At 63.0% G+C, this 24,746-nt stretch carries 24 protein-coding genes; 21 read left to right on the plus strand and 3 right to left on the minus strand.

Annotated elements, in window-relative coordinates:
• Nucleotides 1-7: 7 nt before the first annotated feature.
• On the minus strand, nucleotides 8-499 hold the full coding sequence (locus AB0I57_RS12395; protein WP_358335041.1) for an inorganic diphosphatase: 492 nt from the start codon (nucleotides 497-499) through the stop codon (nucleotides 8-10).
• A 135-nt stretch (nucleotides 500-634) separates the two neighbouring features.
• On the opposite strand from AB0I57_RS12395, the gene dacB reads away from it, so the two are divergent.
• From dacB to hpt, 4 genes are read left to right on the plus strand one after another with little or no spacing between them, the layout of a single operon-like run.
• Nucleotides 635-2,017 (plus strand): D-alanyl-D-alanine carboxypeptidase/D-alanyl-D-alanine-endopeptidase, encoded by a 1,383-nt coding sequence (dacB, locus tag AB0I57_RS12400; protein ID WP_358336402.1) that lies wholly within the window; start codon nucleotides 635-637, stop codon nucleotides 2,015-2,017.
• Nucleotides 2,017-3,063, plus strand: a complete 1,047-nt coding sequence (locus AB0I57_RS12405) for a zinc-dependent metalloprotease (RefSeq protein ID WP_358336405.1) — start codon at nucleotides 2,017-2,019, stop codon at nucleotides 3,061-3,063. Before dacB ends, AB0I57_RS12405 begins: the two co-directional genes overlap by 1 nt.
• A 23-nt stretch (nucleotides 3,064-3,086) precedes the next feature.
• The gene (tilS, locus tag AB0I57_RS12410; RefSeq protein ID WP_358335044.1) at nucleotides 3,087-4,064 is read left to right on the plus strand and encodes a tRNA lysidine(34) synthetase TilS; all 978 of its coding nucleotides are present in this window, start codon (nucleotides 3,087-3,089) and stop codon (nucleotides 4,062-4,064) included.
• Nucleotides 4,065-4,068: 4 nt separating this feature from the next.
• Nucleotides 4,069-4,623 carry a hypoxanthine phosphoribosyltransferase gene (hpt, locus tag AB0I57_RS12415; RefSeq protein ID WP_358335047.1) on the plus strand — a complete coding sequence of 185 codons (555 nt, stop codon included), beginning with the start codon at nucleotides 4,069-4,071 and terminating at the stop codon, nucleotides 4,621-4,623.
• Nucleotides 4,624-4,656: 33 nt separating this feature from the next.
• On the opposite strand, the gene AB0I57_RS12420 is transcribed toward hpt, so the two are convergent.
• Nucleotides 4,657-6,729 (minus strand): serine/threonine-protein kinase, encoded by a 2,073-nt coding sequence (locus tag AB0I57_RS12420; protein ID WP_358335049.1) that lies wholly within the window; start codon nucleotides 6,727-6,729, stop codon nucleotides 4,657-4,659.
• 486 nt (nucleotides 6,730-7,215) lie between these two features.
• Here AB0I57_RS12420 and ftsH point away from each other — a divergent pair, with 486 nt between their 5' ends.
• From ftsH to AB0I57_RS12480, 12 genes are all read left to right on the plus strand, one after another.
• On the plus strand, nucleotides 7,216-9,486 hold the full coding sequence (gene ftsH / locus AB0I57_RS12425; protein ID WP_358335051.1) for an ATP-dependent zinc metalloprotease FtsH: 2,271 nt from the start codon (nucleotides 7,216-7,218) through the stop codon (nucleotides 9,484-9,486).
• A gap of 60 nt (nucleotides 9,487-9,546) precedes the next feature.
• Nucleotides 9,547-10,164 (plus strand): GTP cyclohydrolase I FolE, encoded by a 618-nt coding sequence (folE, locus tag AB0I57_RS12430; RefSeq protein ID WP_358335054.1) that lies wholly within the window; start codon nucleotides 9,547-9,549, stop codon nucleotides 10,162-10,164.
• Entirely contained in the window at nucleotides 10,161-11,018 is an 858-nt protein-coding gene (gene folP, locus AB0I57_RS12435) for a dihydropteroate synthase (RefSeq protein WP_358335057.1), read from the plus strand. Before folE ends, folP begins: the two co-directional genes overlap by 4 nt.
• On the plus strand, nucleotides 11,011-11,373 hold the full coding sequence (gene folB, locus AB0I57_RS12440) for a dihydroneopterin aldolase (RefSeq protein WP_358335059.1): 363 nt from the start codon (nucleotides 11,011-11,013) through the stop codon (nucleotides 11,371-11,373). Before folP ends, folB begins: the two co-directional genes overlap by 8 nt.
• Nucleotides 11,370-11,882, plus strand: coding sequence for a 2-amino-4-hydroxy-6-hydroxymethyldihydropteridine diphosphokinase (gene folK, locus AB0I57_RS12445; RefSeq protein ID WP_358335061.1), 513 nt, complete (start codon nucleotides 11,370-11,372; stop codon nucleotides 11,880-11,882). The genes folB and folK overlap by 4 nt, the downstream gene beginning before the upstream one ends.
• A gap of 20 nt (nucleotides 11,883-11,902) precedes the next feature.
• Nucleotides 11,903-12,370: a DUF3180 domain-containing protein gene (locus tag AB0I57_RS12450; protein WP_358336409.1), complete on the plus strand. Its 468-nt coding sequence runs from the start codon at nucleotides 11,903-11,905 to the stop codon at nucleotides 12,368-12,370.
• Nucleotides 12,371-12,448: 78 nt separating this feature from the next.
• A complete protein-coding gene (locus tag AB0I57_RS12455) occupies nucleotides 12,449-13,375 on the plus strand; it encodes a DUF6779 domain-containing protein (protein ID WP_358335065.1) in 927 nt (308 codons plus the stop codon).
• 166 nt (nucleotides 13,376-13,541) lie between these two features.
• Complete coding sequence (locus tag AB0I57_RS12460; RefSeq protein ID WP_358335068.1) at nucleotides 13,542-14,468, plus strand: DUF2520 domain-containing protein; 927 nt, start codon at nucleotides 13,542-13,544, stop codon at nucleotides 14,466-14,468.
• Nucleotides 14,469-14,473: 5 nt separating this feature from the next.
• Nucleotides 14,474-15,406, plus strand: a complete 933-nt coding sequence (panC, locus tag AB0I57_RS12465) for a pantoate--beta-alanine ligase (protein ID WP_358335071.1) — start codon at nucleotides 14,474-14,476, stop codon at nucleotides 15,404-15,406.
• Nucleotides 15,407-15,424: 18 nt separating this feature from the next.
• On the plus strand, nucleotides 15,425-15,871 hold the full coding sequence (panD, locus tag AB0I57_RS12470; RefSeq protein WP_358335074.1) for an aspartate 1-decarboxylase: 447 nt from the start codon (nucleotides 15,425-15,427) through the stop codon (nucleotides 15,869-15,871).
• Between the two features lie 2 nt (nucleotides 15,872-15,873).
• Nucleotides 15,874-16,689, plus strand: a complete 816-nt coding sequence (locus tag AB0I57_RS12475; protein WP_358335077.1) for a type III pantothenate kinase — start codon at nucleotides 15,874-15,876, stop codon at nucleotides 16,687-16,689.
• 151 nt (nucleotides 16,690-16,840) lie between these two features.
• A complete protein-coding gene (locus AB0I57_RS12480; protein ID WP_358335079.1) occupies nucleotides 16,841-17,245 on the plus strand; it encodes a rhodanese-like domain-containing protein in 405 nt (134 codons plus the stop codon).
• Here the strand turns inward: AB0I57_RS12480 and AB0I57_RS12485 are convergent.
• Nucleotides 17,234-17,401: a hypothetical protein gene (locus AB0I57_RS12485; protein WP_358335082.1), complete on the minus strand. Its 168-nt coding sequence runs from the start codon at nucleotides 17,399-17,401 to the stop codon at nucleotides 17,234-17,236. The genes AB0I57_RS12480 and AB0I57_RS12485 overlap by 12 nt on opposite strands.
• 26 nt (nucleotides 17,402-17,427) lie before the next feature.
• Between AB0I57_RS12485 and lysS the strand changes: the two genes are divergently transcribed.
• The 5 genes from lysS (at nucleotide 17,428) to AB0I57_RS12510 (ending at nucleotide 24,605) form a co-directional block, all read left to right on the plus strand.
• Nucleotides 17,428-18,939 carry a lysine--tRNA ligase gene (gene lysS / locus AB0I57_RS12490; RefSeq protein WP_358335084.1) on the plus strand — a complete coding sequence of 504 codons (1,512 nt, stop codon included), beginning with the start codon at nucleotides 17,428-17,430 and terminating at the stop codon, nucleotides 18,937-18,939.
• Nucleotides 18,940-19,076: 137 nt separating this feature from the next.
• Nucleotides 19,077-19,427 carry an Lsr2 family protein gene (locus AB0I57_RS12495; RefSeq protein ID WP_358335087.1) on the plus strand — a complete coding sequence of 117 codons (351 nt, stop codon included), beginning with the start codon at nucleotides 19,077-19,079 and terminating at the stop codon, nucleotides 19,425-19,427.
• A 752-nt stretch (nucleotides 19,428-20,179) separates the two neighbouring features.
• Nucleotides 20,180-20,554 carry a BlaI/MecI/CopY family transcriptional regulator gene (locus tag AB0I57_RS12500; RefSeq protein ID WP_358335090.1) on the plus strand — a complete coding sequence of 125 codons (375 nt, stop codon included), beginning with the start codon at nucleotides 20,180-20,182 and terminating at the stop codon, nucleotides 20,552-20,554.
• Nucleotides 20,551-21,513: a M56 family metallopeptidase gene (locus AB0I57_RS12505; protein WP_358335093.1), complete on the plus strand. Its 963-nt coding sequence runs from the start codon at nucleotides 20,551-20,553 to the stop codon at nucleotides 21,511-21,513. Before AB0I57_RS12500 ends, AB0I57_RS12505 begins: the two co-directional genes overlap by 4 nt.
• Before the next feature lie 554 nt (nucleotides 21,514-22,067).
• A complete protein-coding gene (locus tag AB0I57_RS12510) occupies nucleotides 22,068-24,605 on the plus strand; it encodes an ATP-dependent Clp protease ATP-binding subunit (protein ID WP_358335096.1) in 2,538 nt (845 codons plus the stop codon).
• The last annotated feature ends 141 nt before the right edge of the window (nucleotides 24,606-24,746 follow it).

The raw sequence follows: 24,746 nt of genomic DNA on the forward strand, positions 1-24,746 counted from the left end.
GCTCAGCTCAGTGGCTGCCGCTGCTCTCGAGGCGCTTGATCGAAGCTTCGATCTCTGCCTTCGCCTCGGCGACACCGACCCAGTCGGCGCCCTTGACGTACTTGTTCGGCTCGAGATCCTTGTAGTGGACGAAGAAGTGCTTGATGGCGTCCAGCTCGAACTTGGGTACGTCCGTGATGTCCTGGATGTGATCCCAGCGCGGATCGCCCGCGGGTACGCACAGCACCTTGTCGTCGCCGCCGGCCTCGTCGACCATCTTGAACATGCCGACCGGCCTCGCCTCGACGATGACGCCTGGGAAAACGGGTTCGGGCAGCAGCACCATCGCGTCCAGCGGGTCGCCGTCCTCGCCGAGGGTGTTGTCGATGAAGCCGTAGTCGGCCGGATAACCGAACGACGTGTAGAGGTAGCGGTCCAGTTTCACGCGGCCGGTCACGTGGTCGACCTCGTACTTGTTTCGCTGACCCTTGGGGATCTCGATGGTGACGTCGAACTCCACGTCGATTCCTCGCTGTCGTGTTGGTGATGATTCTCTCGGAGAGGATATCGGGTCGAAGATAAGGTTGGTTGTCTGACCACCCACCAACAGCACAGTGAAGACGGAGGCGCGTTGCCGGTCCAGGGAAAGAAGAAGATCGGCTCGTTGGCCGAACGCGATCGCCGAAACAGGCGAGTTCTGTTCGCCTCGATCGTGGTGGTGCTCGCGATGGCGGCAGTTCTGGTGATCGTGGTGACGACGCAGGCCGCGAGAGCGGGTCGCGAAGATTTGAGGAGCGCTACCGAACCTCCCCGGGTCACCGCTGCACCAACTGTCAGGCCGGTGCCGGAAGATGCTCCGATTCCGACCCCGCAGGGGATTGCGGCGGCTTTGGGTCCGGCAGCCGCGAACCCGAATTTGGGTGTTTTCAGTGGAACGGTGACCGACGCTCTCACCGGGCAGGTGCTGTGGAGCCTCAATCCGCAGACACCGGTGATCCCCGCTTCCACTACGAAGATCCTCACAGCAGCATCCGCGCTGTTGTCGCTGCCGCCCGACCATCGGGTGGCGACCAAGGTGGTCCAGGGCGCGACTCCCGGCGAGATCGTCCTGGTCGCTGGAGGCGATCCCACGCTCACCGCCTTCCCGGTGGGCGAGAGCGGTTACTACCCGGGTGCGGCACATATATCGGAGCTTGTCGATCAGATTCGCGCGGCGGGGATCCAGGCGACGAGAATGGTGGTCGACACCAGCATCTACTCCGGCCCAGCAATGGCGCAGGGGTGGTACCCGGCGGATATAGGTGGGGGGTTCATCACGCCGACCGAGCCGATCATGATCGACGGTGGACGAGCGGACCCATTGGTTGAAGATTCGCCCCGAAGTGCCACACCTGCGCTCGACGCCGGAAGGGTACTGGCAGCTGCACTGGGCATGGACCCGTCTTCGGTGAGCGCCGGAGTCGCCGCGCCCGATGCGGCCGTCATCGCGAGTGTGCAGTCTGCGCCATTGCGTGACCGACTGCAGCAGATGATGGAAAACTCGGACAATGTGCTGGCTGAGGCAATTGGGCGGGAGGTGGCCATGAATGCCGGTGCGGAAGCATCATTCGAGGGAGCCGTCGCGACCATTTTCCAGACACTGACCGCGGCCGGATTCGACCTGTCGGGTCTGACTCTGTACGACGCGAGCGGGTTGTCCGTCGACGACCGTATTTCTCCACGCCTGCTCGACGAGATGCTTACGGCCGCAGCGGGGGACGGCATGCCCGCTCTGCGCCCGATGCTCGACTACCTGCCGGTGGCGGGTGCCACCGGCAGCTTGATCGACCGCTACGACTCCGGAACCCGGGAAGGTGCCGGATGGGTGCGTGCGAAGACCGGAACCCTGGATGTGGCCAGTGCACTGGCCGGGTATGTGGTTGACCAGGACGAGCGAGTCCTGACCTTTGCGCTGATGTCTACTGGCAGCCCGCCGGAGGCCAGTCGTCCCGCGCTCGACGCGCTGACGGCAACGTTGCGTACATGCGGGTGTCGTTGATGGCTGGCGGCGGAAGTGCTTTCAGTGGGGCGGTCGATTGGGACCTGGCTGCCAGGACTGGCGTGAAACTGGCTCGAAGCGGTCCGGCGACATCACGGTATACAGCCGAGACCGTGGTTGCGGAATTGTCCGAGGCGTCGATGCGGGCGGAATTGCCCGTGCGGGAAGTGACTGGGCTCGCCGACGGGTTGCCGGTGCCGACCGCGCAGATCCTCGATCGGAGCGGATGGATCCGGGCTGCAGCGCATTCGCTGGAGCAGCTCACCGGCGGTGAAGCCGTATCGGGAACGATGACCGGCAAGCCCGCAGGCATTCAGGCGGGAGCAATGCTCGCCTATCTGTCTTCGGCGATCCTCGGCCAGTACGACCCGTTCACCGGCGACAACGGGACCCTGCTGCTGGTAGCGCCCAACGTGGTTGCCGTAGAGCGTGCACTTCGAGTGCAGCCCAGTGACTTTCGGCTGTGGGTGTGCCTGCACGAGGTGACGCATCGTGTGCAATTCTCCTCGTCACCGTGGCTCACCGAGTACATGCGGGACACCGTGGAAACACTCGGGGCCTCGGTCGACGAGTCGGTCTCGGACTTCGTCGCACGGCTTTCGTCAGCGCTGCGGGACCGCAGCCGTGGCGACTCGGAAGACCCTGGCGCGCCAGGCGGCCTGGTCGGGTTGCTGCGAGCGACTCAAGCGGAACCTCAGCGCGAGGCGTTGGACCGTTTGCTGGTGCTCGGCACGTTGCTGGAGGGACATGCTGATCATGTGATGGACGCTGTCGGGCCTGCGGTCGTACCGTCGGTGACCACCATTCGCGCGGCATTCGACATTCGGCGTCGCCGCAAGAGCAACCCCGTGCACCGCCTGATCCGGGCTCTTCTCGGAATGGATGCCAAGATGGCGCAATACGTGCGGGGCAAGGCTTTCGTCGATGCCGTCGTCGACCAGGTGGGGATGGACCGGTTCAACGCGATCTGGACAAGCCCTGACACTCTGCCCAAGCTCGGTGAGATCGACCGGCCCGACGCATGGGTGTCGCGGGTGCTGGGCTGACGGGAGAGGGGGCTGAGTCGGCGATGTTACTTCCCGAAGAGCCGGCGATTCTAGTGGTCCGTCATGCCGTAAGGCGTTGGCTCGCGGAGCACTGCCCGGACGGTGACGTCGCGGTCGCGTTGTCGGGTGGAGCCGACTCATTGGCGCTGACAGCGGTCGCTGCGGCCGAGGCGCGGTCGGTTCGAGCGCTGGTAGTCGATCACCGACTACAGCCTGGGTCCGCGGAGGTGGCCGAGACAGCGGCCGCGCAGGCTCGTGCTCTGGGCTGTGCGAGTGTCGAGGTGCTCCCGGTGGAAGTGACCGGATCGGGCGGCCTCGAGGCCGCCGCCCGCCAGGTCCGTTATGCGGCGCTCGACCGTGCGCGGGGCGCCCGGCCGGTGCTGTTGGGTCACACGCTCGACGACCAGGCGGAGACGGTGCTGCTCGGGCTCTCGCGCGGGTCGGGTGGCAGATCGATCTGGGGTATGAGTGAATACGAAAGCCCCTGGGGTCGACCATTTCTCGAAGTGCGACGCGAGGTGACGCATCAGGCCTGCGACGAACTGGGGCTGATCCCGCACGTGGACCCGCACAACGCGTCGCCCGACTTCGCGCGGGTGCGGTTGCGCACAGAAGTGCTGCCGCTTCTCGAGGAGGTTCTGGGCGGTGGTGTCGCTGAAGCCCTCGCCCGTACTGCGGAGCAGTTGCGTGAGGAAGGGGCGGTACTCGACGCGGTTGCCGAAGTCGCCGCATCGGAGGCGGTGGTGGATGGGGAGATCGACGTGATGGTTCTCGCACAGTCGGCTCCTCCCGTGCGACGCCGGGTGTTGCGCACATGGCTTCTCGGCAAGGGTGCGCGGGGCCTGGGCAACAAGCAGTTGCGGGCGGTCGACGACCTCGCCGTGCGGTGGCACGGACAGGGGCCCGTAGCGATCGGTGGCGGAACGCCGAACGCGAGGTTGGTGGTCTGCCGTAGACGTGGCAGGCTGAACGTCGGATTGGAAGAGCAACGAAGGGTTTGATCGCGTGTACGAGGGCGACATCGCATCGGTACTGATCTCCGAGGACGAGATTCGTCGACGTACCGTGGAAATGGCCGAGGAAATCGCAAAGCGCTACCCGGAGGGGGAACCGGAAGGTGACCTGCTCCTGATCGGTGTCCTCAAGGGCGCGATCTTCTTCATGACCGACTTCGCTCGGGCGCTGCCGATTCCCGCCCAAATGGAGTTCATGGCCGTCAGTTCCTACGGCTCGTCCACTTCGTCTTCGGGCGTTGTGCGCATTCTCAAGGACCTCGACAAGGACATCGCCGGCCGACATGTGCTCATCGTCGAGGACATAATCGACTCCGGTCTGACGTTGTCCTGGTTGATGCGGAATCTTTCCACGCGCAACCCGGCCTCGCTCGATGTCGTCACGTTGCTGCGCAAACCCGATGCGGTCAAAGCCGACATCAAGGTCGCGAATGTGGGTTTCGACATTCCCAACGAGTTCGTGGTCGGGTACGGCCTCGACTACGCGGAGCGCTACCGCGATCTGCCGTACATCGGAACTCTCGAGCCGTCCGTCTACGGCGGCTGAACAAGCCGGAATCGCGGAGCCGACATTTCCCGGTCAGCGGGCGGGCTTCTGCGCTACTGCGGCTTCGAGCGCCCGGAGATCTTGCTCGAACTGGCGGAACAGCCAGAAGACCCCGAAGAACGCAAAGATCGAGCCGACGCACAGTATCCGAACCGCGGGAATGACCAAGCCGATTTCGTTCGGCGGCAGAAAAGTCACGCCTGCCACTCCAGCCAGCGGAACGGACGCGGCCAGCGCGAGATAGAGCGTGCTGCGGCGATCCAGGCCGCGAAGCTTGTGGGCGTCGGAGCTGCTCGCGAGGTCCTGCGGCAACAAGGCCGGATAGATGTAGCGCACTGCAATAAAGGCGACCACGAAGAACGGGTACGCCACAGACATCGCGCCGCAGACGATGAGCGACACGTTGAAGTGCACGTACGCATCCGGGGGCACGTTCCCGGCCGCGAGTTGCAGGGCGATCGGGTAGGCGATTCCCGCAATGAGCCACAATCCGAACACCACCAGCACCACGCGGTCGCCGAGTAGCAGCGTGTCGGAGCGGGCGCGGGCGAGAAGCTTGCGGTCGTACGTCCGTCCCCTGCGCAGACCCCACGGCACGATTAACGGATAGCGGCACCAGTAGAGAAGCATGATCGCGCCGAGCGGATACGCGATCGAGTTGATCACCAGTTGGATGCTGCCGAACGAGTGCTGAACTTCCGGGCTCAGATCGCTGATGATCAGCAATTTGTTGTGGTGGTAGTTGTAGGCTCCTGCGAGAGCGTTCGGCACCGCAATTCCCGCGATCAGCATGGGGAGCGCCCAGCGGCGGAGCCGCATTCGCCTGCTGTTCGGTGGTGGATCGACCAAATCGCGGGCTCGCGTGTTGAGGCACAGGTCGAATTGCTGGGCCAACTCGCTACCACAGGACCAGCGGTCTTCGGGCTTCGGCGAGAGACACTTGAGCAGGACTCGTCGCAAAGACGCCGGGCAGTCCGCCGGCAGTTGGTCGAGTAGTTCGGGATCGATCTCGCGGCTTCGGCGATCGATCATCGCTTCGAGCGAGGCCGCGGACTCAGCCGAAACCTCGCCGTCGTCGTACGGTCGTCGGCCGCACAGCAGCTCCCACAGCATCACTCCGAGCGCAAAGATGTCACTGCGGGTGTCGAGATCCGCAGCCGTCCCAGGCATCCCACGGTGACATGCTTCGAGTTGCTCGGGAGACATGTAGGCGAGGGAACCGCCGAAGTAGGCCAGTGGAGACACCCCGGCGATGTTGTCGCTGAAACTGATGTTGAAGTCGGCCAGTTTCGGCACCCCCTCTGCTGTCAGGAGGATGTTGGCCGGTTTGATGTCGCGGTGCAGGACGCCGCGCTCGTCCGCGTAGCTGAGGGCTTCGGCGAGTCGCCGCCCGAGCCAAGCGACAGTCTCCGGCCACGTCAGCGATGCGATTTCGTCGCGCACACTCGAATCGGTGGGCCTGATCTCGCCCTTCTCGTGCATCTCCTCGTCGACCACGTCCAGTAGGAGTCTTCCGGTCCGTTCGCGCTCCGGTGTGATGCGCACTCGGCGCAACACCCGTAGCAGGGTGCCACCCGGTAGGTATTGCATGTAGAGCAGTCGTAGTTTGCGATCTTCGAGCATCCGCTGGTCGAACACCCTCACGATGTAGTTGTGGTCGAGTTGTGCGAGGGTTTGTGGCTCGTTCCCGTGATCGCGTGAGATCTTCACAGCGACCAGTCTGTGCATCGACCGCTGACGCGCCAGGAACACTCGGCCGAACGCTCCGCTGCCCAGGCCCATCAACAAATCGAAGTCGTCGACCTGCTGACCGACCTCGACATCTTCGAGATCGGGGCTCGGTGGTGTCGTGATGAGCGTGTCGTGCCTGCCTGGGGTCTGCTGGCTTGCGGTCGCGGTTTGCTCAGCCTCGAGGGGTGCAGCGGAGACCGTGCGGTCGAACTTCGGGGGCGGATGTTCGGCATTTGTGACTGTGTGATCAGTACTGGAAGTGGATGTACTGACTGCAGTTGCCGACTTGTTGCTCCCGTAGCCGGAGTTTTCTGCTCTGCCGGGTCGCCCGGCAGGGTCCGATTCGGTCTTGCCCGACCCGTTTCCTCTGGTCATTGCACATCACGGGTTCTGGTAGGCGATTCCCTGACGCATAGAGGGCAGTCTGGGACTCCGTCGTCTGAAGTAGGGCAAAAAGCCCATTCTGGACAATTCTCATACTGGGATAAGCGAATCGTAACTCGCCACGACCTACCGTATCCAGCGCTGATGCTGAAATGATTGTGATGAGCGGACTGGTGAAGAGTCTCGGCAGACGACAACTCCTTCTCTCGCGTGTTGCTGCGAAGAGGGGTGCAGCGTGGATCGGTCCGGCGCGCCGGTACGGTGATCTCCAGTACATTTGGCGCCTGATCGAGGCTGGGGGGAACCGATAGGCCCTCGTAGGCGTTGATAAAGAAGAGACCGCTCGCAGGGGCGGTTGGCTGCTAGCTGGAGTCACCGGAGTGCCGTCGCGGTAACCTGGTATGTCCGGTTTTCAGCCGGAATGCGCACCCGGAAGACCCGCACTCTCGAAAGGACCGGCCATTTCGGTCGACCTGTATGAACCGTAAGACTGTGTTTCGAAACCTGGCGATCATTGCCGCCATCCTGCTTGTGTTCTATGCCTTCAGCTACTTCGGCAATGACACAAGGGGGTTCAAGGTTGTTGACACCTCGGTGGCGATCGGGCAGCTCGATGCGAACAATGTCGACAAGGCGCAGATCGACGACCGGGAACAACAGGTGCGTCTATGGCTGAAGTCCGGCAACGACGCCACTGACGGCCAGACCGAAATCCTCGCGAAGTATCCGGAGTCGGCGTCCGAACAGATCTTCAACGACGTCTCGACCAAGGGCCTCGAGAGCTACAACACGACGGTTACGCAGGAGAGCTGGCTCACCTCGATCTTGCTGTTCGTGCTGCCGATGGTGATCCTCCTCGGCATCTTCTTCTTCGTGATGAGCCGCATGCAGGGCGGCGGGCGCGGAGGCGTCATGGGCTTCGGCAAGTCGAAGGCCAAACAGCTGACGAAGGACATGCCGAAGACGACCTTCGCCGATGTCGCGGGTGCGGAGGAGGCTGTCGAGGAACTCTACGAGATCAAGGACTTCCTCCAGAATCCGGCGCGCTACCAGGCCTTGGGCGCGAAGATTCCCAAGGGTGTCCTGCTCTACGGCCCTCCCGGAACCGGCAAGACCCTGCTCGCTCGAGCGGTGGCAGGCGAGGCGGGCGTGCCATTCTTCACGATCTCGGGTTCGGACTTCGTGGAGATGTTCGTCGGTGTCGGTGCATCCCGCGTGCGTGACATGTTCGAGCAGGCCAAGCAGAACAGCCCCTGCATCATCTTCGTCGACGAGATCGACGCTGTGGGCCGTCAGCGTGGCGCAGGCCTCGGAGGTGGGCACGACGAGCGTGAGCAGACTCTCAACCAATTGCTCGTCGAGATGGACGGCTTCGGCGACCGCACCGGCATCATTCTCATTGCGGCGACGAACCGCCCCGACATCCTGGATCCGGCTCTGCTGCGTCCCGGCCGTTTCGACCGGCAGATCCCTGTCGGCGCCCCCGACCTCGCAGGTCGTCGCGCCATCCTGAAAGTCCATGCTCAGGGCAAGCCGATCGACCCCAATGCAGATCTAGAGGGGCTCGCAAAGCGCACCGTCGGTATGTCGGGTGCCGACCTCGCCAACGTAATCAACGAGGCAGCGCTGCTCACCGCGCGCGAGAACGGCAACGTCATCACAGAGGTCGCGCTCGAGGAGTCCGTCGACCGTGTGGTTGGTGGGCCCCGCCGCAAGAGCCGCATCATCAGCGAGCACGAGAAGAAGATCACCGCTTACCACGAGGGCGGGCATACGCTCGCCGCGTGGGCGATGCCAGACATCGAACCCGTCTACAAGGTCACCATCCTCGCCCGCGGCCGCACTGGAGGTCACGCGATGACAGTGCCCGAGGACGACAAGGGTCTGATGACGCGGTCGGAGATGATCGCTCGCCTCGTGATGGCGATGGGGGGTCGCGCGGCTGAAGAGCTCGTCTTCCACGAGCCGACCACTGGTGCCTCTTCGGACATCGACATGGCGACGAAGATCGCTCGGTCGATGGTCACCGAGTACGGCATGAGCGCCAGGTTGGGTGCGGTCCGGTACGGGCAGGAGGGATCGGACCCGTTCCTCGGTCGGACGATGGGGCAGCAATCCGACTATTCGCATGAGGTCGCTCGCGAGATCGACGAAGAGGTTCGGAACCTCATCGAGGCCGCTCACACCGAGGCGTGGTCCATTCTCGATGAGTACAGGGATGTGCTCGACGTCCTGGCCACCGAACTCCTCGAGCGTGAGACTCTCACGCGCAAGGACCTCGAGAAGATCTTCCACAGCGTTGAAAAGCGCCCACGTATAACCGTATTCAACGACTTTGGACAACGGACCCCGTCTGACAAGCCGCCGGTCAAGACGCCGCGGGAACTCGCGGTCGAGCGCGGCGAGACGTGGCCGAAGCAGCCTGAACCCGTGTTCGCCCAGAAGCAGTCGCAGCCGGCGCCTGCCAACGGCTATACGCAACAGGCAGCGCCCCACCCTCACAGTGGGCCTACGCAGTCGCAGCCGGACACGAGACCGGACTACGGCGCACCCGCGGGATGGTCGGCTCCAGGTTGGCCGCCGCGCGAGCCGGGCAACCAGACCTCAGAGGGGCAGATGTCCGGTAACCGGGGTTCGGGCAACCAGGATTCGGTTGGCCAGTGGAACCAGCCGCCGTACGAGCAGCGCGACACTGCGGAGGATGACGCACAGTCGAAGGCCTGGAAAGGGTCGGACGGATCCAACTGATCCACCGGACACTAGATTATTGCTTCGGGGCGATTGGTCTCGGTACTGAAGGAGTTTCGGTTGTCGGTGAATCATCTCGATAGTGAACTCATGGCGCTCGATACAGGCCGAGTGTTCGATCAGCCTCGAGCCGAAGCGGCAGTGCGCGAACTCTTGATCGCGGTCGGCGAAGACCCGGACCGCCCGGGACTGATCGACACGCCTGCCCGTGTGGCGCGTGCGTACCGAGAGGTCTTCGCGGGCCTGTATACCGACCCGGATGAAGTACTGAAGACGACATTCGACGAGGGGCACCAGGAGCTCGTGCTGGTGCGCGACATTCCCCTGTACTCGACCTGTGAGCACCATCTCGTATCGTTCCACGGGGTTGCTCACGTCGGGTACATCCCCGGTCCGACCGGCAGGGTGACGGGGCTGTCGAAGCTGGCCCGGGTGGTCGATCTCTATGCCAAGCGACCACAGGTTCAGGAGCGCCTGACCAGCCAGGTTGCCGATGCTGTCATGCGCAGTCTCGATCCGCGCGGGGCGATCGTGGTGATCGAGGCCGAGCACCTGTGCATGGCGATTCGGGGGATCCGCAAGCCCGGTGCGAGCACCACAACCTCCGCAGTACGTGGCCTGCTGCAGTCCAGTGCCGTCTCACGTGCGGAGGCGCTGGACCTTATTCTCCGGAAGTGACCGTGACCGAGCTTCCTTCACCCGGCCGAACCGCGGTGATGGGCGTATTGAACGTCACCGACGATTCCTTCAGCGACGGCGGACTGTATCTCGACCGCGACGCAGCGCTGCTGCACGGACTCGAATTGAAGCGCTTGGGCGTCGACATCGTCGACGTCGGTGGTGAGTCCACGCGGCCAGGTGCAACCCGAGTCGATCCCGAGGTCGAGGCGGGGCGGGTCGTGCCTGTGATCGCGGACCTGGTTGCCGAGGGTATATACGTCAGTGTCGACACCATGCGGGCCTCCGTCGCAAAGGCCGCGATCGAGGCGGGCGCGTCGATCGTCAACGATGTTGCCGGTGGTCGTGCGGATCCCGCGATGGCTTCGGTGCTTGCCGATGCCGGGGTTCCGTGGATTCTGATGCACTGGCGTTCAGCCGGTGACTACGTGCATCGGGGCAACGCCGATCACTACGACGACGTGGTGCGCGAGGTGCGGGACGAGTTGATGACGCAGGTCGACCTTGCTGTGAAGGCCGGTGTCGATCCTCGTTCGCTCGTACTGGATCCGGGTCTGGGCTTCGCGAAGAACGCCGATCACAATTGGGCCCTGCTCGAGGCGTTGCCCGAGTTGGCCGAATTGGGCTTTCCTGTTCTCATAGGCGCTTCGCGTAAACGCTTTCTGGGGTCGTTGTTGGCGGATGCAGAGGGCGTGAGTAGGCCACCGGCGGGACGCGAGGTGGCAACCGCCGTGGTGTCTGCGCTCGCCGCGACGCATGGCGCTTGGGGAGTCCGGGTACACGACGTGCAGGGGTCCCTCGACGCCATTGCGGTGGCCGAGGCTTGGACGAGGGGAGCGTCGGGAAGTGAGTGATCGAATCGAGTTGCGAGGATTGAGGGTTCGCGGAAACCACGGCGTCTACGAACATGAGAAGCGGGACGGCCAGGACTTCTTGGTCGATGTCAATGTGTGGATGGATCTGTCTGTGGCGGCAAACTCCGACGACCTGAAGGACACCCTTGACTACGGCAGACTAGCCGAACTTGCGGCCGCTGTTGTTGCGGGACCGCCACGGAACCTCATCGAAACCGTCGCTGCGGAGATCGCGGACTCGGTGATGGCTGACCCTCGTGTCGAGCGCACCGAGGTGGTGTTGCACAAGCCTTCTGCCCCCATCCCGCTGACCTTTGCGGACGTGGCGGTGGTCGCGAACAGGTCGAGGTCATGAGTCGCGCCGTATTGTCGATCGGTTCCAATGTCGGCGACAGTCTCGCCCACCTGCAATCAGTGGTCGATGGGTTGGGGGATCGTGTTCTTGCAATCTCCCCGGTGTACGCCACTGCGCCGTGGGGCGGCGTCGAGCAACAGGACTTCCTCAACGCAGTGCTGGTCGTAGATGATCCGGCTCTCGACTGCTTCGGCTGGCTACGGCGCGGACAGCAGTTGGAGGCGGAGGCCGATCGGGTCCGGAGCGTCCGTTGGGGCCCTCGCACTCTCGATGTAGACATCGTGACTTGCGATCAGGTTCGAAGTGATGATCCTGAGCTGACATTGCCGCACCCCCGGGCACACGAGCGTGCCTTCGTGCTCGTCCCGTGGCTCGACGTGGAACCCGACGCGATGTTGCCGGTCGAAGGGAAGGTCACCCGGGTGGAGACGCTGCTCGCGGCGCTCGACGAGGACGAACGCGCCGGTGTTCGCCGCACCCAGCTCGCTCTGAAGCGGCGGTCGGGGTGAAGTCGGAGCCGACCGGCACCATGGGGCCGACGCGTGTTCGGGATCTGCTGCTCCTGGCTGCGGTCGCGGTTGCGGGCAGTTGGATTCTGGTCCGCGTGTTCTACGGATCGATTCCGCCCATTCCGGTCTATGCGGGGGCGTCGCTGTATCCGGTCGCCGCGATCGAAGTGGTGCTCGCGTTCATGGTGCGTTCTCGGATCAGAAGTCACCAGGTGGGTGACGGACCACGTCAGTTGCACCCGATCACTGCGGCCCGCGTCGCGGCGCTGGCCAAGGCATCTGCGCTGGTAGGCGCGGCAACCGCTGGTGTATGGGGCGGGTTTCTACTGTACGTTTTTCCGCAACGGTCCTACTTGCGCGCCGCGGTCTCGGACAGTCCGGGTGCGTGGGTGGGTCTTGTGGCGGCACTGGCGCTCGTCGGTGCCGCGCTGTGGCTCGAACACTGCTGCAGAACTCCGGACGAACCTTCGGACGGCGCTGCTCTCTAGGAGCCTCTGGTCGATCGATGACCGCTCCACCTGCATGGAATGGGCCGAACACCCTCGTTGTCCAAGTACCCTGGCACTATGACGAATGCTGGTCGCCTCAGATCTGCGCGCCGCAAGCCGCGCAGCGCGAGCCAGATGATCGTTGCCGGTCTGCTGGCGCTTGCGGTGGTCGCGTCGCTGTTTCTGATCTTCAGTGAAAGCGTCCAGCTCTTGCGAGTGGGTTTGATCGCCGCATTGTGGGCCGCCACCGTGGGCGCCCTCGCCATGACGAAGTACCGGCGTGAGTCCGCGCTCGACAAGGCGAAGGTCAACGACCTGCAGATGGTCTACGAGTTGCAACTCGAGCGGGAGATCTCTGCTCGGCGTGAGTACGAACTCACAGTCGAACAGCGCGTACGACGCGAGGTGCGTGCCGACGCCGACGAACTCGCCGCCTTGCGCACCGAACTCGCGTACCTCCGCAAGAATCTCGAGGCACTGTTCGACGGCAGTATGCAGACAGAACGGATCGCGCTGCGCGCCGACTCGATGCGTGTGCAGGAACTGGGAGGTGGCTTGAACGGTGGCCATCAGCCTGCTGCCGCCGATCCGTACGTCCACGAGGGCGAACACGTTGCACCGGCAGAACACGTCACACAACCGAGGCATCGAAGCGGTGCCAACCAGTATCCCGTTGCGGATCACTATCCAGCGTTTGCTGACCCGAGAATGGACCCACTCACAGCGGAGACGTCCGTGGTGGAGCCCACATACGCAGGCTCCACCGACTACCCGGAATCCGAAGTTCAGCCGAAGCCGGAACCGGAGCCGGAGCCCGCTCCTGAACCACTTCCCGTCCAGGAGTTCGAGCCGGTGACCGTCTCGCGTCAGGGTCGGCGTGCGTTGGAGGACGAGGAACCAACAGGTGCTCACTCGAACGGACTCTCCGTAGCCGAGATCCTGGCCAATGTCGCGGCGGAGTCCGGACCGCCGCGGCGGACCGGCCGCCGCCGCCGCGCCGACTAGCCGGTCACACGGGGCGAAGACACAAAATCGCACGTCGCGTGCGCAGTGCTGTGTGAGGCATACATCACTTGGCCGGCGAATAGCGGTGCGTCTTCGCTCCAGGCTATTCTCTCCCGAGAACGTCTGGTACCCGCCGAGCGGGACTGGAACGAACGAGAGGACGAAGGTGACCTCCACCAGGTTCACTGATGACCCCGCGCCCGCACGCTTGGCGGTAGGAGTCGTCTCTGCCGGTCGAGTGGGTACAGCTATCGGCGCCGCGCTGGAGCGGGTGGGGCACGTTGTCGTTGGCTGTTCGGCCGTATCCGAAGCATCACGTCATCGAGCACGCACCCGCCTTCCCGAGACCGAGATCCTGCCGGTTGAAGATGTCGCAGCCCGATCGGAACTGCTTGTTCTCGCCGTCCCCGACTCGGAACTCGCCTCTCTGATTGCCGGGCTGGCGTCCACCTGCGCGGTTGCGAGTCGGACGATAGTGGCCCACACGTCGGGTGCGAGCGGTATCGGAATTCTGGATCCCCTCACCGAGCAGGGCATCGTTCCGCTCGCGATTCATCCGGCGATGACGTTCACCGGGCACGACGAGGACATCGCGCGACTTGGTTCAGCGTGCTTCGGCGTCACTGCCGCGGATGACATCGGCTACGCGATCGCGCAGTCGTTGGTTCTCGAGATCGGTGGTGAGCCGTTCAGGGTGAGCGAGGAAATGCGGCCGCTCTATCACGCGGCCCTCGCCCACGGCAGCAACCATCTGGTAGCCCTCGTCGTGGACGCAGTGGCCGCACTGCGAGTCGGACTCGAGGGCGAGGAGCTACTCGGTCAGGAATTGATCGGCGATGAGCCGAACGGCCTCGCCGAACGAGTTCTCCAACCGCTGCTCTCGGCGGCGCTCGACAACGCCCTGCGGCGCGGGCCCGCGGCGCTTACCGGTCCTGTGGCGCGGGGTGACTCGGAGGCGGTCGCCACGCATCTGCGGGTGCTGGAGGAGGTCGATCCACAGATCGCCGCCGGCTACCGCGCACTCTCTTTGAGGACGGCCCAACGGGCCGGCGCAAAATCCGAATTGCTCGACATATTGAAAGATCCGAGGTGAGGCCCGTGGGCGAGCTGCAAGACGGATATACACGCGGGGAACTGACCGTGCACCACGATCCCAAGGCGCTGACCCGCGTCTCGAAGGCGCTGCGCGGTGTCGGCAGGCAGGTCGCACTGGTGCCGACCATGGGCGCACTTCATGCCGGGCACATGGAGTTGGTGCGTCAGGCCAAACTCACCGGCGCGGTGGTGATCGTCTCGATCTTCGTCAACCCTCTGCAGTTCGGTGCGGGTGAAGACCTCGATGCTTACCCGCGCACCCTCGATACCGATCTCGACCTGCTGCGTGAAGCAGGCGTCGAATTGGCGTTCGTTCCGACAGCGGCGGCGATGTACCCGGCGGGGCAGCGAACGATGATCCATCCGGGGCCGCTCGGTGCCGAACTGGACGGAGCGTCCCGGCCAACTCACTTCGCGGGCATGCTGACAGTGGTAGCCAAGTTGCTTCAGATCGCGGCTCCCCACGCTGCGTATTTCGGCGAGAAGGATTACCAGCAGCTCACTTTGATCCGGCAGATGGTGGCCGATCTCAACTTCGACGTCCGAATCGTCGGAGTTCCGACCGTTCGTGAACACGACGCGCTCGCGTTGTCCTCACGCAACCGCTATCTCGATGACGGGCAGAGGAACGCGGCGACGGTATTGTCTGCGGCACTGATTGCCGGTGCTTACGCCGCAGCCGGGGGTATTGATGCGATTGTCGCGGCGGCCCGTGAGGTGCTGTCGACTGCGCCGGAGGTCGACGTCGAGTACCTCGAGGTGCGGGGTGTGGATCTCGGTCCGGCACCGGAGCGGGGTGACGGCAGACTTCTCGTGGCAGCCCGAGTCGGAACCACCCGCTTGATCGACAACGTCGGTGTCGCGATCGGCACCGGCTTTCTCGAACGTGACGACCAGCCGCACGCCTCGTCCTCCGACAAACTCGCATCCAGCTAAGAGAGTAAGGACCGGAACATGTTTCGCACCATGATGAAGTCGAAGATTCACCGCGCCACTGTCACGCATGCCGATCTGCACTATGTGGGCTCGGTGACGGTTGACCAGGATCTGATGGACGCCGCCGATCTTCTCGAGGGCGAGCAAGTGTGCATCGTCGATATCGACAATGGTGCCAGGCTCGAGACATATGTCATCGCCGGTGAACGTGGCAGTGGTGTCATCGGAATCAATGGTGCGGCCGCGCATCTGGTCAATCCCGGCGATCTGGTCATTCTGATTGCCTACGGCGTCATGAACGAGCAGGAAGTGCGTGACTACGAACCGCGCGTCGTGTTCGTCGATGCTGCGAACAAGCAGGTCGAGCTGGGCTCTGACCCCGCGCACGCGCCCGAGGGCTCCGGTCTGGTTACACCGAGGATGGTCGCGGCGGCGGACACCGATCGCAAGCCAAGTCTGGTCTGACAGTGCTTCTCGCCGTCGACGTCCGAAACACCAACATGGTTCTCGGTCTGTTTACCGGGTCGGGTGAACATGCGAAGTTGGTGCAGGATTGGCGGATGCGGACTGACGCCCGGATGACCGCAGACGAGCTGGCGCTGATGTTTCGTGGGTTGCTGGGCGGGCACGCCGAGCGAATAACGGGTGTGTCGGCGCTGTCCACCGTGCCGTCTGTACTGCATGAGATCCGAGTGATGCTGACCCGGTACTGGGGCCACGTGCCCCACGTCGTCGTCGAGCCCGGAGTACGAACCGGTGTCCCGCTGCTGGTTGACAACCCCAAAGAAGTGGGCGCCGATCGGATCGTCAATAGTCTTGCGGCGCATCATCTCTACGAATCTCCGTGCATCGTGGTGGACTTCGGAACGTCCACATGCGTTGACGTCGTGTCGGGCAAAGGGGAGTTCCTCGGCGGTGCCATCGCGCCCGGGCTCGAGATTTCCTCGGACGCCCTCGCGTCGCAGTCGGCAGCGCTGCGCAAAGTCGAACTTGTGCGTCCGCGGTCGGTAGTCGGAAAGAACACCGTCGAATGCATGCAGTCGGGAGCGGTGTTCGGATTCGCGGGACTCGTTGACGGGTTGGTCGGTCGCGTCCGACGGGAACTGTCCGCGTTCTCCGGGTCCGATGTAGTCGTCATCGCGACCGGTGTTCGTGCGCCGCTGATAATGGCGGAGACCGAGACGGTCGACGAGCATGAGCCCGATCTCACGCTCGAGGGCCTGCGCCTGGTCTACGAACGCAATCAGGTCCGCAGGGGAGACCGCCGCAGTCCACTGAAGTGAACACTTTCGCCGGCGCGGAAGTTATGCCAAGATGGTCGGCGTGAATCTCTACGCGAGTGCTCAGGAGTGTTGTCGAGGCTGAATGCTGCCTTGACCGAATTCACACTCCTGGAGTTTTCTTCTCGTGTTCGAAACACATTCTTCTACATCTGTGTCCGGTGATGCCCGCTCAGCCGGTCGTGTTTACGCAATCGAATTGCCCGAGGCCGTCTCGCATGGCGCAGTTGTCGTAGACATTCGCCCGCAAGTCCTGCGAGCTCGGGAGGGAACACTGCCCGGTGCGCTGGCCATCGAACGCGACATTCTCGAAATACGTTGCGACCCTAGTAGTTCAGCTCATTTGGCGCTGGCGGTCGGCTACGAGGTCGAGTGGATCATCGTCAGCTCCGATGGGTACGCGTCGAGCCTCGCAGTACTCGCGCTGCAGCAGTTGGGTCTACGCAAAGCCACTGACGTCGTCGGCGGGTACGAGGCGATCAAGGCCGCAGGCCTGACCGGATCGCTCATCGCGGCGCAGCATTGCGCGCGGGAGTTGGCGACCGTCTCAGCGCACTGACGGCGGGCCGTCTCGAGCGCGCTGACGGGGGGCCGTCTCGAGCGCGCTGACGGGGGCCGTCTCGAGCGCGCTGACGGGGGCCGTCTCGAGCGCACTGACGGGGACCGTCTCGGAGGTGTCGACGTAGGAGTTCCCGACGCCTGATAGGGGGACCACTGGGCCGTCGATTACGCTGGTTACCCGTGAGTGACGCAGGAGCCCAGCCAGTCGACGACACCCCCGAGCAGCTTCGGATCCGCAAGGAAAAGCGAGCGCGGATCCTTGCGGAGGGGCGCGAGGCTTACCCGGTGTCGGTTGCGCGTACCCATTCGCTAGCAGAGATCAGGGCCAGGTACCCGGACCTCGAACCCGATACGTCCACTGGCGATGTGGTCGGGATCGCAGGGCGCGTCATCTTCGTCCGTAACACGGGCAAGCTGTGCTTCGCGACGCTGCAGGAGGGTGACGGCACCCAGCTGCAGGCGATGATCAGCCTCGCTGCAGTCGGCGAGGACGCGCTTGCCTCATGGAAGTCGGATGTGGATCTCGGCGATATCGTGTTCGTTCACGGTGAGGTGATCAGTTCTCGCCGCGGTGAACTGAGCGTGATGGCCGATTCTTGGCAGATCGCCTCGAAGTCGCTTCGTCCCCTGCCTGTGGCGCACAAGGAGATGAATGAGGAGTCTCGAGTCCGGCAGCGTTACGTCGACCTGATCGTGCGGGCCGAGGCGAGGGAAAATGCGCGTAAGCGAGTCTTGGTCGTCCGCGAACTCCGAAACGCGCTCGAGCGGCGCGGATTCCTCGAAGTCGAGACGCCTATGCTGCAGACCCTTCACGGTGGGGCCGCGGCTCGACCGTTCGTGACCCGTTCCAACGCACTCGACATCGACCTTTATCTGCGTATTGCACCCGAGTTGTTCCTCAAGAGGTGTGTCGTAGGGGGTATCGAGAAGGTTTTCGAGATCAACCGGAATTTCCGCAATGAGGGTGTCGACTCCACGCACTCGCCGGAATTTGCGATGCTCGAGACGTACGAGGCTTACGGTACGTACGACGATTCGGCCCGCATGACGCGCGAACTTATCCAGGAAGTGGCGCAGGCTGCATTCGGTTCGCAGGTGGTGACTCTTGCCGACGGCACCGAGTACGACCTCAGCGGTGAATGGAAGACCCTCGAGATGTATCCGTCACTGTCCGAGTCGTTGGGTGTCGAGATAACTCCGGACACAACGGTGGACGAGCTACTCGCCCTTGCTGAAAAGGTGGGACTGGAAGTCCCCAAGGGCAAGGGTTACGGGCACGGAAAGCTGGTCGAAGAACTGTGGGAACACCAGTGGAGTGACAAGTTGTTCGAGCCGACCTTCGTCCGTGACTACCCGGTCGAGACTTCACCTCTGACTCGTGACCATCGCAGTCGGGCCGGCGTCACCGAGAAGTGGGATCTATACGTCCGTGGATTCGAGTTGGCCACGGGCTATTCGGAGCTGATAGATCCGGTCATTCAGCGTGCGCGGTTCGTCGATCAGGCGCGACTGGCATCGGCCGGTGATGACGAGGCGATGGTCCTCGACGAGGAGTTCCTCGCGGCTATGGAGCAGGGAATGCCCCCGACTACGGGAACAGGAATGGGAATCGATCGCTTGCTCATGGCTTTGACCGGATTGGGAATCCGGGAAACAATCCTCTTTCCGATTGTTCGTCCTTCGGCTCGCTGATTCACCTTGTGAAAATGCGCGGATAATATTTATCTATTCTTCATATTCCAATTTTGTAGGAAAGGGGTATGGTTACCTCCGGATAGCAGATCACGTTGACGATGTGACGTCGATTCATTCGAGAGGAATTTCATCCCATGGCTAAGAAGGTCACCGTAACCCTGATCGACGATGTTGACCAAGAGGTGTCTGCCGACGAGACGGTCGAGTTCGGGCTCGACGGTGTTCAGTACGAGATCGACCTTTCCTCGGAGAATGCCGAAAAATTGCGCGACCAAATGGACATGTGGGTTTCCCATGCCCGCAAGGTGAGTTCACGCAAGCGAGGGAGAACTTCCGCAGCTCAGTCCGCTACCAAGTCTCGGATTTCGGTGGATCGGGAACAGAGTGCAGCAATCCGCGAATGGGCACGCAAGAACAACAAAAAGGTTTCTGCGCGAGGCCGCATCTCTGCAGAAATTATCGAAGCGTACAACAAGGCTAACTGAAAGATAGCCAACAACAGAATCTACTGATTCGCTGCGCTGGAGCAATCAATCCTGCTACCGTGCGCGACTGGATTCGATATTCGGCAAATCAAGGGCCGTTGTGTGACGGGGGTCGTTACGGGGATTCTGTGCCCGGCGCCGACAATGTGGGTCGGTGCGGGCGCGGCATCCCGCCCGGTGCTCGTCCCGGCCGTGCCGGATTCCTTTCTTACGCGAGTGTCGCTGGAATTGGGGAGCCGGGCGGTTCAGCGCCCGTTCCAACGACTGATCTTTCAGCCGAGTGACGCTCATCCGGAACGGTCCTGGTACACGACCCCGGCGGCGCAGCCCAGATCGCGGTCATCGTCGATACATGGTGCGGGATGGATCCGGCCGGCAGTTGCACCGCACTGAAAACCCGGCCGAGCGGTGCCCGACCGGGGTGATGTCAGTTCAGTCTGGGTTGTTGTGGTGCGTCACATATTTGGCATGTTTGCGCACATATCGCACATCTGACCGTTCGCCATCATCATCTGGCAGTCCCACCAAGCCTGAAGGTTCGCCATCGGATCCATTGTGAACTCCTCGTTCTCATGTGCGCGGAGGTCCCCTCCGGCCATCTACGGTCTACGTACGTAGATAGTATCTAAGGTTCGTGCAGTTGTCCCTTGCCAGTTGAATACCTACTTCGACCACGGCAGATGCGTGCCGTGGAGACATTCGAAGTGTGTTTCGTGGCGTACTCTTGACACGTCGACGGCGGGAGGTATGCAGTGCGAGTGCGTGGATTCGGGGAACTCGAAGCGGTCGTGATGGACCGGATCTGGGACCGTGCAGCAGCGACGACGGTGCGAGAGATATTCGACGAGGTCAGCGAGCACCGGGAGTTGGCGTACACCACGGTGATGTCGACGATGGACAATCTCTACCGGAAAGGCTGGCTCGCCAGGGAAAAGACGGGTAAGGCGTTCAGCTACTGGCCCACTCTCACCCGCGAGGAGCACAGTGCCCGGTTGATGCGGGACGCCTTCGAGGGGGGCGGGCGAACCGACCTCGTGATGGCTCATTTCGTCGAACAGATCAGTGACGAGGAATCCGCCAGCCTCCGCGCGGCTCTCCAGCGTTTGGCCGCCGGGGACACGGGATGATTGTCGCGTTCTTCCTGCTTCTCTACAGCTTCGTGGTGGCGGTTCTCATCCCTCCGCTGCTGATACGGCTTACACACAGTGGTATCGCGCCGGGACTCGGCGTAGCGGCATGGATGGCCGCGCTCGGCAGCGTCGTCTTGTCGTGGATGGCAGCAGCGACGTTGGTCCTCGTGGAATTGGTGCGCGATCACGGGCGGCCGGGTCAGTCGGCGCTCGAATCCTGCCTGGCGAGTCTTCACGCCGTCGTCAGTGGACGGGTCGGCCTCGTCCTGCAGGTGACGCTGCTGCTGTTGGCGTTGATGGCTGTAGTCGCATTCGCAACGCTCATTTGGAAATGGAGCGATCGATTGCGGCGCATGCGCAGCCTTACCTATGGGCACGCCAGGATGACACGCATGGTCGGTCACCATGTTGCGGGAGTCGATGCGGTGGTTCTCGAGGCTTCTCAACCGGCCGCGTATTGCGTTGTGGGACGCCCTAGCGCGATCGTGGTCACCACCGCGGCTCTCGGAGCACTCGATCGTCGCGAACTCGATGCGGTCCTCGCCCACGAACGAGCCCACTTGGCCGGTCGGCATCTACAGGTGCTGGCCATGATTCGCGGACTCGCCTCGAGTCTGCCGTGGATTTCCCTGTTCACCACAGCCGAGGCGGAGGTCGCCCGGTTGCTGGAGATGTGCGCCGACGACAGTGCCGCCCGGACTCATGGCTCTCACGCTGTACTGAGTGGGCTGATAGCCATGTCTGCAACAAGCCCTTTACCAAGTGGTGCGATGGGTGCCTCCGGCGTCGCCGTTCTCGACCGCGCACGTCGACTGGCCGCTCCGGCATCCCCGCGCGATCGTATGCGGGCGCGAACATCACTTGCCGCGGCGAGCGTACTCATCTCGATCGGCCCCATGGCTACCGGCCTTTTGGCAATGTCCGGTGTGATGCTGTGCGGATCGATGGTGATGTAGTCCTCGAAGAGGAAGAGACGGCATCGAACGGCGGCAAATAACTTCTCTCGAGGCCTCCGTATGGGTAGCGAACTCGCAGTCCGTCGACCTACCCTGTTCGGACAATCAGTAGTTTCCGCCGGATTGGGGCGGTCCGGTCACGGAAGTGCAATGTGCAACGGATCGGTTCCACCCATGACGCCCGATACGTGTCGCCTGATACGTGTTCGGCAGATCACCGGGATTACGAACGCAAAACAGTGGTCCGTATCGGCGGCCGGGCTTGTTCGCTTCAGGCGTACAGCGAACGGGAAACGATTGCCGGAACTGGGACGTTGGGTATTGGTAAGCGGCCTCGGTCCCCACCCAAAGGGGGTGGAGGGGCAGCAGGGCAGTCAGCAGCCAACTAGAGTAATAGGTGGGGTGGTGGAACCATCGTCGCTTCAAGGTAAACCCTTCGGAGTAGGCGCTGGGGATCTACTTCGATCTACTCGTAGTGCCGGAGCGAAAAGCGACGAACAGGGAGCGAGACACCCGGTCTCATGACTGCACGTCGGAAAGTGTGAGGGAGAGCGATGTTCGAGAGGTTCACCGATCGCGCACGGCGCGTTGTCGTCCTGGCTCAAGAAGAAGCCAGGATGCTCAACCACAACTACATCGGTACGGAGCACATTCTGCTCGGCCTCATTCATGAGGGCGAAGGTGTCGCCGCCAAATCGCTGGAGTCGTTGGGCATCTCCCTCGAAGGAGTGCGCAGCCAGGTCGAGGAGATCATCGGTCAGGGCCAGCAGGCCCCATCTGGCCATATCCCCTTCACCCCGCGCGCCAAGAAGGTCCTGGAGCTCAGCCTGCGCGAGGCACTTCAGCTCGGACACAACTACATCGGAACCGAGCACATTCTGCTCGGACTCATCCGCGAGGGTGAAGGCGTCGCAGCACAGGTACTCGTCAAGCTCGGTGCCGACCTCAACCGCGTGCGGCAGCAGGTCATTCAGCTGCTCTCCGGTTACCAGGGCAAGGAGCCTGCCGAGGCGGGCGGCACTCGTGGTGAGGCGGGTACCCCGTCCACGTCTTTGGTCCTCGACCAGTTCGGTCGCAATCTCACCCAGGCGGCGCTCGAAGGCAAGCTCGACCCTGTCATCGGCCGCTCCAAGGAGATCGAGCGCGTCATGCAGGTGTTGTCGCGCCGCACCAAGAACAATCCCGTGCTGATCGGCGAGCCTGGTGTCGGCAAGACCGCGGTCGTCGAGGGCCTGGCTCAGGCCATCGTCAACGGCGAGGTCCCCGAGACCCTCAAGGACAAGCAGCTGTACACGCTCGACCTCGGGTCGCTCGTGGCCGGCAGTCGCTACCGGGGTGACTTCGAAGAGCGCCTGAAGAAGGTCCTCAAGGAGATCAACACCCGTGGTGACATCATCCTGTTCATCGACGAGTTGCACACTCTCGTTGGTGCCGGTGCCGCCGAGGGTGCAATCGATGCGGCCTCGATCCTCAAGCCGAAGCTAGCCCGGGGTGAGCTGCAGACGATCGGTGCCACCACTCTCGACGAATACCGCAAGTACATCGAGAAGGACGCAGCGCTCGAGCGCCGTTTCCAGCCAGTGCAGGTGGGCGAGCCGACGGTGGAGCACGCCATCGAAATCCTCAAGGGCCTGCGCGACCGTTACGAGGCTCACCACCGGGTGTCCATCACCGACGGCGCGCTCGTCGCGGCGGCGACGCTGGCAGACCGCTACATCAACGACCGCTTCTTGCCGGACAAGGCCATCGACCTCATCGACGAGGCCGGGGCCCGGATGCGAATTCGTCGGATGACTGCACCGCCGGACCTTCGGGAGTTCGACGACAAGATCGCCGACGCGCGTCGTGAGAAGGAGTCCGCGATCGACGCACAGGACTTCGAGAAGGCAGCGAATCTGCGTGACAAGGAAAAGACCCTCGTCTCGCAGCGCGCGGAGCGGGAGAAGCAGTGGCGGTCCGGTGACTTGGACGTCATCGCAGAGGTCGATGACGAGCAGATTGCCGAGGTCCTCGGCAACTGGACCGGTATCCCCGTATTCAAGCTCACCGAGGAAGAGACCACGCGCCTGCTCCGAATGGAGGAGGAGCTGCACAAGCGGATCATCGGCCAGGAAGATGCGGTCAAGGCGGTCGCGAAGGCGATCCGCCGTACCCGCGCCGGGTTGAAGGACCCGAAACGTCCGTCCGGGTCGTTCATCTTCGCTGGTCCGTCCGGAGTCGGGAAGACAGAGCTGGCGAAGTCCCTGGCGAACTTCTTGTTCGGTGAGGACGACGCACTCATCCAGATCGACATGGGTGAGTTCCACGACCGCTTCACTGCGTCGCGGCTGTTCGGTGCTCCTCCCGGATATGTCGGGTACGAAGAGGGTGGCCAGCTCACCGAGAAGGTGCGTCGCAAGCCGTTCAGTGTGGTGCTGTTCGACGAGATCGAGAAGGCGCATCAGGAGATCTACAACACTCTCCTGCAGGTGCTCGAGGACGGCCGTCTCACCGACGGTCAGGGACGCACGGTGGACTTCAAAAACACGGTGCTGATCTTCACCTCGAACCTCGGTACCTCGGACATCTCCAAGGCCGTCGGCTTGGGCTTCTCGTCCGGCAAGGGCGACGAGTCGAACTACGAGCGGATGAAGCTCAAGGTCAACGACGAGTTGAAGAAGCACTTCCGTCCCGAGTTCCTCAACCGTATCGATGACATCGTCGTGTTCCACCAGCTCACCACCGAGCAGATCGTTCAGATGGTGGACCTGATGGTCGAGCGCGTCGAGGCGGCGCTGAAGAACAAGGACATGGCCATCGAGATCACCGAGAAGGCCAAGGCCCTTCTGGCCAAGCGGGGCTTCGATCCGGTTCTCGGTGCTCGGCCGCTGCGCCGTACCATTCAGCGCGAAATCGAAGACCAGCTGTCGGAGAAGATCCTCTTCGGCGAGGTCGGCCCGGGACAGATCGTGTACGTCGACGTCGAGAACTGGGACGGCGAAGGCCAGGGCGAGGACGCCAGGTTCAGCTTCCGCGGTGAGGACAAGCCGGCTGCCGTGCCAGACGAGGTACCGGTCGACTTGGCAAAGTCCGCCGCCGTCGAATCGGAGTAGACACGATCGACAGCTGAGCGCTAGATCACGCGAACGGTCCGCCGGTGCGACTGCACCGGCGGACCGTTCGTCGTATCCGGACTAGCTCTTGCGGCCCGACCAGATGGCCAGCCGCTCGGTCGGACCGGCAGTGTCGCCTCG

Origin of the sequence: Rhodococcus sp. NPDC049939 (assembly GCF_040656415.1) — a bacterium.
In the GTDB taxonomy this organism is placed as follows: domain Bacteria; phylum Actinomycetota; class Actinomycetes; order Mycobacteriales; family Mycobacteriaceae; genus Rhodococcus_F.

Bases quoted from the DNA above. Each gene is read 5' to 3' on its own strand.
- AB0I57_RS12405 (WP_358336405.1), top strand. From the start codon at position 2,017: ATGGCTGGCGGCGGAAGTGCTTTCAGTGGGGCGGTCGATTGGGACCTG.
- tilS (WP_358335044.1), top strand. From the start codon at position 3,087: ATGTTACTTCCCGAAGAGCCGGCGATTCTAGTGGTCCGTCATGCCGTA.
- AB0I57_RS12420 (WP_358335049.1), bottom strand. From the start codon at position 6,729: ATGACCAGAGGAAACGGGTCGGGCAAGACCGAATCGGACCCTGCCGGG.
- ftsH (WP_358335051.1), top strand. From the start codon at position 7,216: ATGAACCGTAAGACTGTGTTTCGAAACCTGGCGATCATTGCCGCCATC.
- folK (WP_358335061.1), top strand. From the start codon at position 11,370: ATGAGTCGCGCCGTATTGTCGATCGGTTCCAATGTCGGCGACAGTCTC.
- AB0I57_RS12450 (WP_358336409.1), top strand. From the start codon at position 11,903: ATGGGGCCGACGCGTGTTCGGGATCTGCTGCTCCTGGCTGCGGTCGCG.
- AB0I57_RS12455 (WP_358335065.1), top strand. From the start codon at position 12,449: ATGACGAATGCTGGTCGCCTCAGATCTGCGCGCCGCAAGCCGCGCAGC.
- panD (WP_358335074.1), top strand. From the start codon at position 15,425: ATGTTTCGCACCATGATGAAGTCGAAGATTCACCGCGCCACTGTCACG.
- AB0I57_RS12495 (WP_358335087.1), top strand. From the start codon at position 19,077: ATGGCTAAGAAGGTCACCGTAACCCTGATCGACGATGTTGACCAAGAG.
- AB0I57_RS12505 (WP_358335093.1), top strand. From the start codon at position 20,551: ATGATTGTCGCGTTCTTCCTGCTTCTCTACAGCTTCGTGGTGGCGGTT.
- AB0I57_RS12510 (WP_358335096.1), top strand. From the start codon at position 22,068: ATGTTCGAGAGGTTCACCGATCGCGCACGGCGCGTTGTCGTCCTGGCT.